At 40.4% G+C, this 13,874-nt stretch carries 13 protein-coding genes; 8 read left to right on the top strand and 5 right to left on the bottom strand.

Annotation, left to right across the window (positions count from 1 at the left end; genetic code table 11):
• Positions 1–303: 303 nt before the first annotated feature.
• The 7 genes from LKE40_08125 to LKE40_08095 all read left to right on the top strand — a co-directional run bounded on the left by LKE40_08125 (position 304) and on the right by LKE40_08095 (position 7,876).
• Positions 304–1,338 (top strand): NAD(P)-dependent alcohol dehydrogenase, encoded by a 1,035-nt coding sequence (locus tag LKE40_08125; protein ID MCH3917415.1) that lies wholly within the window; start codon positions 304–306, stop codon positions 1,336–1,338.
• On the top strand, positions 1,338–2,378 hold the full coding sequence (locus tag LKE40_08120) for a LacI family transcriptional regulator (protein MCH3917414.1): 1,041 nt from the start codon (positions 1,338–1,340) through the stop codon (positions 2,376–2,378). Before LKE40_08125 ends, LKE40_08120 begins: the two co-directional genes overlap by 1 nt.
• Positions 2,371–3,123 carry an SDR family oxidoreductase gene (locus LKE40_08115; GenBank protein MCH3917413.1) on the top strand — a complete coding sequence of 251 codons (753 nt, stop codon included), beginning with the start codon at positions 2,371–2,373 and terminating at the stop codon, positions 3,121–3,123. Before LKE40_08120 ends, LKE40_08115 begins: the two co-directional genes overlap by 8 nt.
• A 275-nt stretch (positions 3,124–3,398) precedes the next feature.
• Entirely contained in the window at positions 3,399–4,367 is a 969-nt protein-coding gene (locus tag LKE40_08110) for a sugar ABC transporter substrate-binding protein (protein ID MCH3917412.1), read from the top strand.
• A 47-nt stretch (positions 4,368–4,414) separates the two neighbouring features.
• A complete protein-coding gene (locus LKE40_08105; protein MCH3917411.1) occupies positions 4,415–5,923 on the top strand; it encodes a sugar ABC transporter ATP-binding protein in 1,509 nt (502 codons plus the stop codon).
• Positions 5,920–6,918, top strand: a complete 999-nt coding sequence (locus LKE40_08100; GenBank protein ID MCH3917410.1) for an ABC transporter permease — start codon at positions 5,920–5,922, stop codon at positions 6,916–6,918. Before LKE40_08105 ends, LKE40_08100 begins: the two co-directional genes overlap by 4 nt.
• A complete protein-coding gene (locus LKE40_08095; protein ID MCH3917409.1) occupies positions 6,911–7,876 on the top strand; it encodes an alpha/beta hydrolase in 966 nt (321 codons plus the stop codon). The genes LKE40_08100 and LKE40_08095 overlap by 8 nt, the downstream gene beginning before the upstream one ends.
• Before the next feature lie 67 nt (positions 7,877–7,943).
• Here LKE40_08095 and LKE40_08090 read toward each other — a convergent pair whose 3' ends face one another.
• Positions 7,944–8,816 carry a hypothetical protein gene (locus LKE40_08090; GenBank protein MCH3917408.1) on the bottom strand — a complete coding sequence of 291 codons (873 nt, stop codon included), beginning with the start codon at positions 8,814–8,816 and terminating at the stop codon, positions 7,944–7,946.
• Between the two features lie 213 nt (positions 8,817–9,029).
• Between LKE40_08090 and LKE40_08085 the strand changes: the two genes are divergently transcribed.
• Positions 9,030–10,346, top strand: a complete 1,317-nt coding sequence (locus LKE40_08085) for a hypothetical protein (GenBank protein ID MCH3917407.1) — start codon at positions 9,030–9,032, stop codon at positions 10,344–10,346.
• Here the strand turns inward: LKE40_08085 and LKE40_08080 are convergent.
• The 4 genes from LKE40_08080 to LKE40_08065 are packed head-to-tail and all read right to left on the bottom strand — an operon-like array spanning position 10,337 to position 13,742.
• A complete protein-coding gene (locus LKE40_08080; protein MCH3917406.1) occupies positions 10,337–10,993 on the bottom strand; it encodes a GntR family transcriptional regulator in 657 nt (218 codons plus the stop codon). The genes LKE40_08085 and LKE40_08080 overlap by 10 nt on opposite strands.
• Positions 10,994–11,046: 53 nt before the next feature.
• Positions 11,047–11,925, bottom strand: coding sequence for a glycine/betaine ABC transporter substrate-binding protein (locus LKE40_08075; GenBank protein MCH3917405.1), 879 nt, complete (start codon positions 11,923–11,925; stop codon positions 11,047–11,049).
• A gap of 54 nt (positions 11,926–11,979) precedes the next feature.
• Complete coding sequence (locus tag LKE40_08070; GenBank protein ID MCH3917404.1) at positions 11,980–12,603, bottom strand: ABC transporter permease; 624 nt, start codon at positions 12,601–12,603, stop codon at positions 11,980–11,982.
• Positions 12,603–13,742: a betaine/proline/choline family ABC transporter ATP-binding protein gene (locus LKE40_08065; protein MCH3917403.1), complete on the bottom strand. Its 1,140-nt coding sequence runs from the start codon at positions 13,740–13,742 to the stop codon at positions 12,603–12,605. Before LKE40_08065 ends, LKE40_08070 begins: the two co-directional genes overlap by 1 nt.
• Between the last annotated feature and the right edge of the window lie 132 nt (positions 13,743–13,874).

Genomic DNA, 13,874 nt, shown 5'->3' with positions numbered 1-13,874 from the left:
TTCAGCAAGAATTTTTTTGAGTGTAACAAGCATATATATTTCCTTAGACTTTTCTTGATGAATTATACCACCGGAAAGCGGAAAATCAAGAAAATTTAATCGATTGATATCTATCAAATAAATAAGTCTTGTTTGCGATTATAGCATGTTTTTGATACCTGAATGGTATAAAAAACAAAAATCATGACTACGCATAAAACTCGATATTAGTCTGGATGAATAAATAAAGAAATATTCATTGCAAAACTAAGAAGCAAGGTGTAGTATAATATTAATCGATTAACAACTCTTTTGGAGGTATCTGTGAAAGCTCTTGTATTGCATAAGGCAAAGACTCTATCTATTGATGACGTCAGTCTCTATGAAAAGATGGGCGATTTTGATGTCAGAATCAAGATAAAAAATGTCGGTATCTGTGGCAGTGATATCCATTACTATCTGCATGGCGCAATCGGGGACTATGTAGTAAAGAAACCTATGGTAATGGGACATGAAGCCTCTGGTGTTGTCGTCGCAACAGGAAAACGAGTAGAACATCTGCATGTGGGGGACCGCGTGTGCATGGAACCTGGCATTCCTGATTCCCACAGCAGGGAAACATCCCTTGGGATGTATAATCTGGACCCTTCGGTACGTTTTTGGGCAACTCCCCCGATTGATGGTTGCCTTTGTGAAGAAGTAGTGCACCCTGAAGCTTTTACATTTAAACTTCCTGATTCTGTCAGCTTTGCTGAGGGTGCTATGGTTGAACCGCTTGCAATCGGGTTGCAGGCTGCAACGAAGGCTGCCATAAGACCTGGGGATATAGCGATTGTACTTGGTTGCGGAACTATTGGCATTGTAACTGCACTTTCCGCTTTGGCCGGTGGTTGCAGCAAAGTGTTCGTTGCTGATATCAACAGTGAAAAACTGAAGATTTGTAACAGGTATAAGAACTTGATTCCTATAGATACGAAAAGAGAGGACTTGGCACAGATCATCAATACCGCTACTGATGGTTGGGGCGCAAATGTTGTATTTGAGGCAACAGGTACCGATTTGCTTTATCGGGATATCCATCAGTATGCCTGTCCCGGTGGCTGTGTGGTTTTGGTCGGCATTCCTGCAGCCGGGGAAGGCATATTCAGCATTACGGGCTTGCAGGCTAAGGAACTGCGTATGGAGACGGTGTTCAGGTATGCACATAAGTATCCTCGTGCCATTGATTTGGTTGCTTCGGGGAATATTGACGTGAAGCCGCTTGTTTCTGCTGTGTATCCTTTCGATAAAAGCATAGAAGCATATGAGTTTGCTTCGGCAAAAGGATCGACTGCCGTCAAGGTGCAGATTGTTTTCTGATGAACAGTAGTTCCGATGCATCGATGAAGGATGTGGCCCGTCTTGCCGGCGTGTCAACGGCAACGGTTTCCCATGTAATCAACGGGAACCCGGGCGTGAGTGTCCGGACGCAAAAAAAAGTAGCGGAGGCAATCAATGTCTTGTCTTATCAAGTCAATCCTACCGCTCGAAAGCTCAGGAATGGCAGGTCAAATATAGTCGGGTTCCTTGTTTCGAATCTTTCAAACTATTTTTATATTGAGATAGGAAATGCAATAGTAAATGTATTGAATCAGGCTGGATATCACCTGTTTTATATGAACAGTGAGGAATCAGAGGAAAAGGAGGCCCTGCACATACAGAACTGTGTAAGAGAAAACTTCGCAGGTATCATCATTGTTCCTGTTGCCAAGCAATGGCAGGATCTTGCATCTCTATTGGAAGATATCCCCTGTGTGTTTCTTGATAGGAAACCAAAGGGAGTCCGACGGGATACGGTTCTGTCTACCAACAACAATGGGGCCTTTCTCGGTACGCAAAAACTGGTGGAGCTGGGAGCTAGGAAACTTGCATTTCTTTCTCCCCGTTTTGATGCCACGATGCGGGAACGGGTCGAGGGATTTGAGGATGCCATTGTACAAAATGGGCTTGAAGTTGACCACGAATGTGAGATCTTTGGTGTTGAACATCCGAAGACATTCGGAGAAATGCTTCAGGGAGGTGATTGGGACGAGTCATTGACTTATGTATTACAGAAGAAAAGAGTTGATGGAATTTTTTCAGGTAATGAAATATTTGCCTTTACTGCAATAAATTATTTTAATAGAAATCATTTGATTACAGGCAGGGACCTGTTGTTTGCAACATTTGATGCTTCATTTTGGATGTTTGGAGTCCAGATGCCATTCCTGGCAGTCAAGCAAGATGAGAAAGCTCTTGGAACGGTTGCTGCGAAGACTTTGCTCAGACGCATGAATGGTGAAATATTCCTGACATCTGAATACAGAATTCATACCAAGTTGGTTTTGGTTGGAAATAAAGGAGATGAGCAACATGTTTGATTTGACGGGTAAGAAAGCTTACGTAACAGGCGGGGCAGGAGGAATCGGCAGAGCCGTTTCCCTCGGTCTTGCAGAAAGAGGTGCTGATGTCGCCATAGTGGATCTTGCTGTGGATACGGCCAGGCAGGTTGCCGAAGAAGTGAAAGCTAAAGGAGTAGATTCCTTTGCTATAGAATGTGATGTAACAAAGGAAGATCAGGTCCAGGGCATGATCAAGGCGATCGTGGGCAGATGGGGAAGGATTGACATTGCCCATAACAATGCAGGTATCTGCATAAATGAAGATGCTGAGAATATGTCCTATGCACAATGGAAGAAAGTAATTGATGTTAATTTGAGTAGCATTTTCCTTACATGTAAGGAAGTAGGAAAGGTTATGATTGCCCAGGGAAAAGGAAGTATCATCAATACTGCATCTATGTCGGGACATATTGTCAATTTTCCTCAGCCCCAGTGTTCATACAATGCTTCTAAAGCTGGTGTCATTCTCTTGACGAAATCCTTGGCTGTTGAATGGGTTAACAAGGGCGTAAGGGTAAATTGCATAAGTCCTGGATATATTGGTACCGCAATTACCCAACGAGCCTGCGATGCCTGGAAGGAAAGTTGGAAGCAACAGATACCTATACATCGTTTGGGAACTCCTGAGGAGCTAGTCAGTGCCATTATATATCTGGCAAGTGATGAATCGTCTTATACAACCGGATGTGATGTGGTTGTAGATGGGGCTTTTACCTGCATATAATTTGTGATTTCATGAGGATAGAAAGTGTTGTAAATATTTTCTTGACAGTTACATAAATCCATGATATTTTAATTTCAAACGATTAAATTTATTATAATAACTGATTGTCTTCTGTTACACACAAAATGAAAACAGATAAAGTGAATGGAAATGATTTGTTTGAAACTTAGAGTTATTTTTTTATTTCAGTGTAATATTTTATAACATTTTTTATAAAATGTGAAAATTATATTTTTCTATTTAGGTAATCGATTAATTTTATAAGGGAGAAAAAAATGAGAAAACTTTTTTGCTTTGTTTTAATTGCTTTGATGTTTTCTTCAAATGTATTTGCACAAGGAACGAAGGAACAAGCTACTACATCTGTAGCAACTGCCACTGACAAAAAAATGTCTGACATAACGATTGCATATGTGTGTTCAGAACTGAGTGATGAGATTTTTGCTATGCAAGTCAAAGCAATGCAAGACTATGCAAAGAAAATTGGTGTCAAATTCGTTTATAAAGCTTGTAGCACTACAGGAGATAAGATTACTGCTTGTGAAAATTATATTTCTGCAGGAGTTGATACTATTATTGTTCATGTTAATGATGGACCAGCTATGGAGTCTGTGATGAAGGAGGCTCAGAAGGCTGGAGTCAAGTTTTTTGCCTATGATACGAATGTTGAAGGCGCTGATGCTTATTTTGGGTATGATAATTATCAAATGGGCTATGCAATAGGTAAGAATGCAGCAAATTGGGTCAAAAAAACTTTTTCTGATAAAGAAACAGTATTAGCAGCTTCTTGCAACTATCCAAGTTATAATTTTTTAAAAATTAGAGAAAATGGTTATTTGGCAGCTATGAAAGACTTATGTCCAAATGTCCAATTTGTAATCCAAGGGGAAGGTGGATATACCCCTAAGGGAGTTACCTCCGGTGAAAATTTCCTTCAATCAGGAAAAAAACTTAATCTTATTGTAGGAATTAATGATGCTGGTTGTCTTGGTGTCTATGAAGCTTTTAAAGCTGCAAATTATGGTAATGATAAAGTGGGTATTTTTGGATGTGATGCAACAAATGATGCTTTAAAGGCGATTGCAGAAAAAGAAATATATCGAGGAACCATTACAACTGGTTTAGTTGCTGCTGCTCCGCAATTTATTGATATTGCTGTCAAGCTGGCCCAAGATAAGGGAGGAGGTAATTATACTTCTCCATTTATTGCAATTACACAGGATAATATTCAAGATTACCTATAAAATTTATTTGCGAGGGGGGGGAATCCTCCTCGTAAAAAGGTGGAAAAATGATAGGAACTCCAATTTTGTCAATGAGACAAGTTTCAAAGCAATATCCAGGGGTTATGGCTTTGGATAGCATATCGATTGATGTGTATCCTGGAGAAATACTAGCTTTAGCCGGAGAAAATGGAGCAGGAAAATCAACTTTGATAAAAATAATTACAGGTGCGATTGAACCTGATAAAGGTGAAATTTTTTTTAATGGAAATCACTTTTTTAAATTAACTCCACAACTTTCTCAACGTATTGGTATTGCCGCAATTTATCAAGAGTTTACTTTGGCTCCGACATTGACTGTCGCTGAGAATTTATTTTTGGGACAAAAGTTGAATTCTGGAATAATTATAGATAAAAAATTGCTACAATCAAAAGCTAATGAAATACTTTTACGTTTGCATGCAAGTATGAAACCTTCAACACTGGTGAAAAATCTTTCAGTTGCACAAATGCAATTAGTTGAAATAGGTAAAGCATTGGCCAAAAATGCCCGATTTATCATTATGGATGAACCTACTGCACCTTTAACAGATGATGAAGTTATTGTACTTGGGAAAATTATCAAAGAGTTAAAAACCTCTGGAATAACTATAATATATATTTCACATCGACTTGATGAAATTTTTGATATTGCAGACCGTGTTGCTGTTTTACGTGATGGATCGTTAGTCTCAATCAACAATATTTGCAATGTAAATAAAGAAAATTTGATTTTCGATATGGTAGGGCGTAAACTGACAGAAACCTTTCCTCAAAGAAATTTGCATTATGGAAGAACTATGCTTGAAATAAAAGAACTTTCAGGTCAGCATAATAGTCCTATTTCATTTTCCGTCAGACAAGGTGAAATACTTGGTTTGGGAGGACTGGTTGGTGCTGGACGAACTGAATTAACTAGATTGATTTTTGGTGCAGATTCAAAAATAACTGGTCAAATCTTTATTGATGGCAAAGAAGTTGAGATAAAAAAACCAGAAGATGCTGTAGCACTCGGTATTGGATTAGTACCTGAAGATAGAAAAAATCTTGGTGTTTTACTTCGATTATCAGTCAATGATAATATTTCTCTTCCCATTTTAAGGAAAATTTCTAATAACGGTATAGTAGATCTCAAAAAAGAAGAAACTATTGTAGAAAAACAAATACGTGAATTATCGATTAAAACACCAAGCAAAAGACAGAAGGTAATTAACTTATCTGGGGGAAATCAACAAAAAGTTGCTTTGGCAAAATGGTTGGCAAGCGATGCTAAAATACTAATTCTAGATGAACCTACACGTGGGATTGATGTTGGTAATAAATATGAGATTTACAAATTAATTAATCAACTTGCGGAGAAAGGAATGGCAATTGTTGTTGTGTCTTCAGATATGCAGGAAATTATTGGCATTACAGATAAGCTACTGATTTTGTATGAAGGTAAGTTGATGACTGAATTGCAAAAAAGAAATTATTCACAAGAAAAAATTTTATTTTATGCTTCTGGGGAAAAGAACCAAAAGGGGAAATGCAAATGAAAAAATTGGCTGATGGGTTTAAGGAATATACAATTGTGTTTGTAATGTTATTGTTGGCAATTGTGTTCTTTATGGGTAATCATGCATTTATTAAAGGTAGTAATATTATTACTATACTACGTCAATCCTCTATATTAGGAATTGCCAGTATAGGTGGTATGATTGTTATGATTGCTGGAGGATTGAATTTAGCCATAGGTTCTTTTATTTCTATTGTTACGGTCTTAGTTGCAATTTTCTGTGTTAACACTGGTATGAGTTGGGGATATGCAATGTTGCTGACTCTTTTGATTTGTACAGTATTAAGTACAATAATGGGATGGATTATCGAAAAAACAAAAATTGTAGCAATGATTGGTACTTATGCGTTTAGCATTATTATTGGTGGTTTTGCTTATATCGTTTGTGGAGGATTACCGGTATATGGAATCCCTGAAAATTCTAAAATTTTTGGACAAGGATTTATAGGTAGTATACCAATTCCAATTATCATATTCATAATAATTGCCCTATTTGCTTCATTTGTGTTGAATAAAACATATCTTGGTAGGCAATTTTATGCTTCTGGAAGTAATGATGAAGCAGCAAGACTTTCTGGTATCAATACTTATAGACTTCGTATATTCGCCTATTTATTGAGTGGGTTCCTGTGTGGAATTGCTGGGATTATTATGTATGGTCGTGTTGGTTCTGGACAACCAATGAGTGGCGAAGGAATGGAAATGGATGCATTAACAGCTACAGTAATAGGCGGAGTAAGTCTTGCAGGAGGCGAAGGAAAAGTTTTTAAGGCTTGTTGTGGTGTTGTTCTTATTTCAATGCTAACTAATGGTTTGACTTTGATGAATATCGATGAATACACACAACGAGTTATTCGAGGAGCAATTTTTGTTGCTGCTGTTATTTTGGATAGTTATCAGCATATGGATAAAAAAGTCAAAGTTGCAGATATTACTGCCGGAAAAGATTTAAACTTGGGGCATCAAAATGTATAGGAAATACATTGAACCTGTTTATGGTGAACCATCATTTGAGGTTAATATTCCGCAACCTCAGCAGATTGATTTAGTTTGTCCTGCTTCTTGGCGCAAGCGAAATAACTTAGAGTCTGTTGCTGAATTGACAGAATTGATGAAAAAATGTCATTGTTATCTTGATTTAATGACCATTGATACAACAGATTTGCTTATTGAAGGTAATGGTACAATGATCCCTATACGAATCTATCATCCTAAAGGTAAAGGCCCTTTTCCTATTATGATTTTCTTTCATGGAGGAGAATGGTGCATGAATAACCTTGACGTATATGATTATGTGCCAAGATTCTTTGCAAATTTTGGAAAGATTGTCGTTATTGCTGTAGAATATAGATTGGCACCAGAATTTCCTTTTCCTATAGGTCTTGAAGATTCTTATGCTTCTATACAATGGGTAGTAAAGCATGCTGAAAATTTTTCAGGAAATATTAATAGCGTTACATTATGTGGAGATAGTTCTGGTGGAAATTTCGTAGCTGCTCTTTGTTTGCTTGCCCGTGATCGAAATGGACCTAAAATTCATAAACAAATTTTAATTTATCCAGTAACTAGTTTTTATTTTGATAATATAGTTACGTCTGAGAATCGATATGGTAAAGGAGGATATTTTTTGCTTTATTCAAGTGCAAGAGATGAGAATTTTTCTTTTTATTTAAAAAATAAAAAAGAAAAATTTAATTGCTACGCTTCTCCTCTTCTTGCAAAAAATCTAAAGGGCTTGCCATCTGCATGTATTATTTCAGCAGAATGTGACCCTTTGCTTGATCATGCATTATTTTATGCAGCAAAGCTTGAAGATTCTGGTGTTACCGTTGATTACCATTTGTTTTTAGGAATGATCCATGGGTTTATTAATCGGACATATCAAAAAACATTCGAAGCTCTTCAGTTAATTTGTGAAAGTGTTCCACGTTGATTATTTGCAATTTTAATTTATCCATCTGAATTTGCACAGTGTTGTTACGAAACTGCAAATGAACGCTCTATTTGCGGAATCCATCCCTAAATTTTAGCCTTTCGCGGAAATGCATTGCCCGATTCATGAGTATCTCGACCTTTTTGAACTTGTCTTCGGGGAGCTTCTTCATTTCCTTGGAGCTGTAGGTCCTGCTGGTGAGTCCGAGTTCCCGGACGAGCTTGTCACGGGCATGTTCCATGTCATGGACGATCAATGTCCCCCGGGGTATGTGCCTTCGGAAAAGCCCGTACGTCTTCGTCTTTGCCGGCTTGCCGGTCCCTTCCTCGAAGGCAACCATACGCACACCGTCATAGGCTATGCCGATGCATATCTGGTTCCTTGAGAGCCCTGCATACTCCTTGCCGTTTGGTTTCTTCCGGACGTCCGGCTTGCGTACCTTGAAACAGGTTTCATCCAGCTGGACTTCCTTGCAGTCCAGGACGATATCGTCCTGGATTCCCCGGAGGACCAGGAACACCTTGTGGAGCCAGTACATGGTCGTACTGTACGCATTCCTGTTCGATTTCGATACCATCCTGAAGCTTCCGTAACCAAACAAGGACAGCAGAAAATCCAGCCACTGGGACAAGGGGATCTTCCTGCTGTCGAAGATGGTGCCTGTGATTGGAGTGGATGTCCTGCCGCACTGGCGGCAGCGATATCTCCTGATCCTTGTCCTGGTCTTGCCGAAGGAAATGTATTGCGATGATCCGCACCAAGGGCATCCGTCCGGTATGAAGGAGTTTATGAACCCGGCCTCCGTTGCACCGATTTCTGACGGATGTCTCCGTTCATAATTGGCCTGGTTGCTTTCGTCAATGAACTGCTGGAGCGCAGACGCATTGCCGTCTCCGCTCCACGGGGTCTCCCTACGGGATTTGGATTTGATGATACTCATGGGTGGTAGTCCTTTTTGCAAGAAAGGGAAGCCGGCCAGAAGGACTACCACATCGCAACCGGCCGGCAACACAGTCTTGCAACTGCAAGACTGATGATACCAGCTTGGATACTCCTGTTTCAATTACCCGCTAACAACACGGTGCAAATTCAGATGGTAATTTATTAATCTGTAGCTTATGATAAGATCTTTAAGCTAAGGAGGAAATAATTAATGAAGCTTATTGGATTGGACATCGGAACGACGAGCATCTGTGGAATTTCGGTTGACGTTGAAACTAAGAAAATCTGCCGCACTTTGTCCTGTGACAATGCCTATATCGAAGGCAGCGACCTGCAGGATGCGCTTCAGGATCCTGAAGCTATTTATGTGAAGACAAAACGTATCCTTGATGCTTTGATAGATGAAGGAGATGATGAAATTGTCGGCTGTTCCATTTCATCCCAGATGCATGGCATCGTCTATGTAGACGCACATGGCAATGCTGTTTCGCCGTTTTATACCTGGCAGAACCAATGGGGAAGAAAAAAACATGCTGATGGTATCTCTACTGAAGAATTGCTTTCTGAAAAATTAGGATTTCCTGTCTATACTGGATATGGCATCGTAACTGATGCATGTATTCCACGTCCTGCAACAGCAACATCTTTCTGCAATATCGGTGACTATGTACTTCTTCGGCTTATCGGAACTACTCGGCCCGTATGTGATGTTTCGATTGCAGCGAGCCTTGGAATCTGGGATGTAGAGAAGGAAGAACTTGTCTATGATGATGTACTGTTCCCTTCTGTGACGGAAGAACCAAAGATTCAAGGAATTTACAGGGATGTACCTATGGTCCAGCCTCTTGGAGACAATCAGGCCAGTTTTCTTGGTTCTGTAAAAGGTTTGGAACATACCTTGTTGCTGCATTACGGTACATCAGGACAACTGTCGTTTTATCAGAGTGGAAAAGCTTCTTTTTCTGGTTTTGAAAAACGTCCGTTGGGAACTGACGGTTTCCTTCATGTTGCTTTTTCACTGTGCGGTGGTGATTCTTATCGTATCCTTGCAAGGTTCTTTTGCAAGGTGTTGGAAAGTTTCGGATATACCTGCGATATTGCTCGGATAATAAAGCATATGGACGGATTTGATTTTTCAGTATCGGGCCATCCTATGGTATGCCAGCCCATGTTCCTCGGTGAGCGGGGAAAGCCAGGAGCCTATGCTTCTTTTACGGACATTGATGTTGATAACTTTACACCTGAATCAATGACCTTGGCCCTGACCGAAGGCATGGTGGAAGAGCTGTTCCGCTTTTATAGGATGCTTCCAGAAGCAGTAAAAAAGGAAAAGACCCTGTTGCTTGGTGCCGGCAACGGCTTGAAGAAGAATCTGTTGCTGCGGCAGAAAGCAGAACAGGCATATGGGAAGAAAATCTTATTCCATGAAGAAATCGAAGACAGTGCCATGGGGGCTGTGATCCATGCTGGTGTGGGGATCGGCATGTTCCACTCTTATGGCGAGGCCCTGGAAAAGTTTTACGATTGACTGTCGGTTCCTTCAGTTGGAGATGCCAGGCCCAGATAGGAAACAATACATTCTTTCTTATCCGGGCTTTCGACATAGTACAAGATATCGTCGATAACAAACCTGTAGGAAGGACCTGGAGATAAGGTCAGGCCGTTTCCATGCTGGATGGCTATGATTGTAGCGCCTGTATGCTGCCAAAGCTGGATGTCTGCAATGGTTTTTCCCAAGTACAGACAGGCCGAAGACAACTGGAGTTTCCGGGGAGAGATCGAAGACAGCTTGCTGTAATGGCCGATTCTTGTCGTCAAGTCAATCAATGTATCCTGCATGCTGGTTATATTATCAATTGCGGCTTTCATTTTTTTCTGGAGAGAGTCTACCAGACTGGTCAAAGTGCCGAAGTCTCCCATGTCCAGCATGAACTGCAATGCTTTCTTTTCCGAAAGGACATATACGCCGAAGTTCTTTCTGATGTCTACGACACCGACATCACCGAGAATGTTGATCGCTCTTCTGACTGTTTCCGCAGAAACACCGTATTTACCGACTAAAGCCGTACGGATATGGAGCAAGTCACCTTCCCTATATTGCCCGTCACTGATGGAATGGGCAATATCAATTGCAATCTTCATATAACTGGGAACCGTGGCCCTGATTCTGTTCAATTTATTGCCACCTGTATTTGGCAATCGGGTGTACCGATTGCCAGGTAACTTAATCAAATAAGATTTTTATCTTGTAACATCTGTGTAGCTACTTTGTCAATATCTTTACCATCGTCAACCATCTGGTTGTATTTTTGCATGTCTTCGTTGCTCCATACACCCTTCAGCTTGTTGAGGTATGCGACTACCTTTGGATTCTTGTCGACGAAACTTTGCTTCATGATCGGCGTACAGTAATAGGGTGGGAATACCTGCTTGTCATCCTTCAGATTGACCAGTCCATACTTTGCAATTCTACCATCGGTAGCATAGGATGCATTGATATCAATCTTTTCATTGACCAATGCCTGGTAGGTCAGGCCTTGGTCCATGCTCTTGTAGCTCTTGAACTGGAATCCGTACTTCTTGATCAGTGCCGGGTATCCATCTATTTCCCTAACTCCGAATTCAGAATCCCCACCGAGAACCAGATCCTTTGCATAAGGTGCAAGGTCTGAAATGTTGTGCAGATTATATTTCTTTGCTGTTTCCTTGGTTACAGAGAGAACATAGGTATTGTTGAATCCCATCGGTTCCAACCACGTGATACCATATTTTTCTTCACTTTCTTTTTTGACCATGTCATAGGTATCCTGCTCTGACAAGATTTTCGTATGTTTGAATATCGTTGAATAGACCGTACCTGTATATTCAGGATACATATCTGCTTCCCCGCTGACCAAGGCATTGAAACAGAGCATGGAACCACCCAGTTCCTTGACTTCTGTCTTGAATCCTTTGTCCTTGAGGTATATGCCCATTGCCTGTCCGATCAGGCGCTGTTCGGTAAAATTCTTGTGCACGATAGTGATTGTCTTATCATGTGAAGAGCAAGATACTGCCGTCATGAACAGCAATGTTCCTGCTAAGAATAATCTTATTTTGTTTTTCATATGTATACTCCTAAATTTATATTAAAATAGATTGACGATACCTTATGACCTGTGTTATAGGCCTTTGGATGTCAACTTCTTTTCCAGCAGTCCGAGGAAGAAATCGGAAACAAGGGCAAGCAAGGCAGAAAGGAAAGCGCCTGTAAGTATCATCGGTTGGTTGAAGGTACTCAGTCCTTGATAAATGAAATCTCCCAGTCCTCCTGCCGCAATCAAGGTGGCAATTGTCGTGACGCCGATGCTGGTAACCGTCGCAATGCGGATACCACCCATGATTATGGATATGGAAAGAGGGACTTCTACCATGAACATAATCTGTTTCTTTGACATCCCCATGCCTCTGGCTGCCTTGATGATGGCAGGATCAACACTTCTTATCCCGAGCAATGTGTTCTTGATGATAGGAAGCAATGCATAAAGGAACAAGGCGAAGATGGCTGGTTTGACACCGATCCCGAATAAAGGCAGTGCAAAAGCAAACATTGCCAGAGATGGAATTGTCTGGATTATGTTTGCAATGCCCAGGACCAGGTTTGACAACTTTTTATGATTGACGATGAGAAAACCGACAGGAATACCTATGATACAGGCGAGGATGACGGCAGACAGTGAAAGTGAGATATGTTCCAGAGTCTTTGATACTACTTCCGGACCATGGGTCAGTATGAAATTGAACATCAGTAATCCTCCTTCCCAGGCATGATCTGGCTTAGGATGTTGAGTATTGAAGTATTTGTGATCATTCCTTGCAATATGCCTTCTGAATCAACTACCGCACTGAAGACTACATTGTTTTTTTCTCGTTCTGCTATGATTTCGGTCAGACTGGTAGAAGGGAGGAAAGCCTTTGGGTTTGTTTTCATGACATCTTTTATTCTTACAGTCCTGTCTTTTATGCTCCAAAGCCTGTTTGTACCGATAAGACCGACTAGTTTCTTACGATCATTCGGTGCTTTTTGAACGACACAGAGTATCGGTTTCTTATGTGCTTGCATCAGTTCAATTGCCTGTATGACCGATCTGTCAGGATCTATGGTGACGAAATCAGTGTCCATGACATCCTGTGCAGTGAGCATATCCGGTGTTTTCCATAACCGGTTCTTTCCTACGAATTTTTCTACAAATTCATTTGCAGGATTCTTGAGAATGTTTTCTGCAGTGTCAATCTGGGAAATCTTGCCATGTTGCATTACCGCAATCCTATCTCCCAGTTTTATGGCTTCGTCAATATCATGAGTGACGAAAATGATTGTTTTGTGCAGTTCATCGTGAAGTTTTAGCAATTCATCCTGGAGCTGTTCCCTGGTGATGGGATCAAGAGCAGAAAACGGCTCATCCATCAGTATGATTTCCGGTTCGTTTATCAGTGCCCTAGCAACTCCTACCCGTTGCTGTTGCCCGCCTGAAAGTTGCTTTGGATAACGTTTGGCAAATTGGTCATATTCCAAGTTTACCAGATCCATGAATTGCTTTACTTTCATTTCAGTTTCTTGTTTTGAAACTTTTCTCAATCGTAGTAGCGTTGCTATGTTTTCTTCAATGGTCCAATGAGGAAACAGACCGGTATTCTGAATGACGTATCCAATGTGTTTCCTTAAGTCGATGGGATCCATTTCCATGATGTCATTGCCATTGATTGAAATCCTGCCTTTTGTAGGTTCAATCAATCGGTTCAGCATTTGCATTGTGGTGGTCTTGCCGCAGCCACTTTCTCCTACAAGGACGATAAGTTCACCATCCTTGATCTGGAGATTTAAATCTTTGATGACATAAGCCCCATTTTTATAGGACTTATATACATGACTATATGTTATCATTTATCCTCCGGATATGAATTCTTTACTATCAAAAAAAATGAAATGATTGTTTGGGACGTAATGAATTTGTATAAAATCAACTGACAACTTAATTATATTAACAGGTTGTCAGTTGGTCAAGGGGGGGATTCC

The organism is Spirochaetia bacterium, from assembly GCA_022482625.1.
Taxonomy (GTDB): domain Bacteria; phylum Spirochaetota; class Spirochaetia; order Sphaerochaetales; family Sphaerochaetaceae; genus Pleomorphochaeta.
The sequence above is the reverse complement of the archived record's forward strand: the minus strand, read 5'-3'. Positions and strand labels throughout refer to the sequence as shown.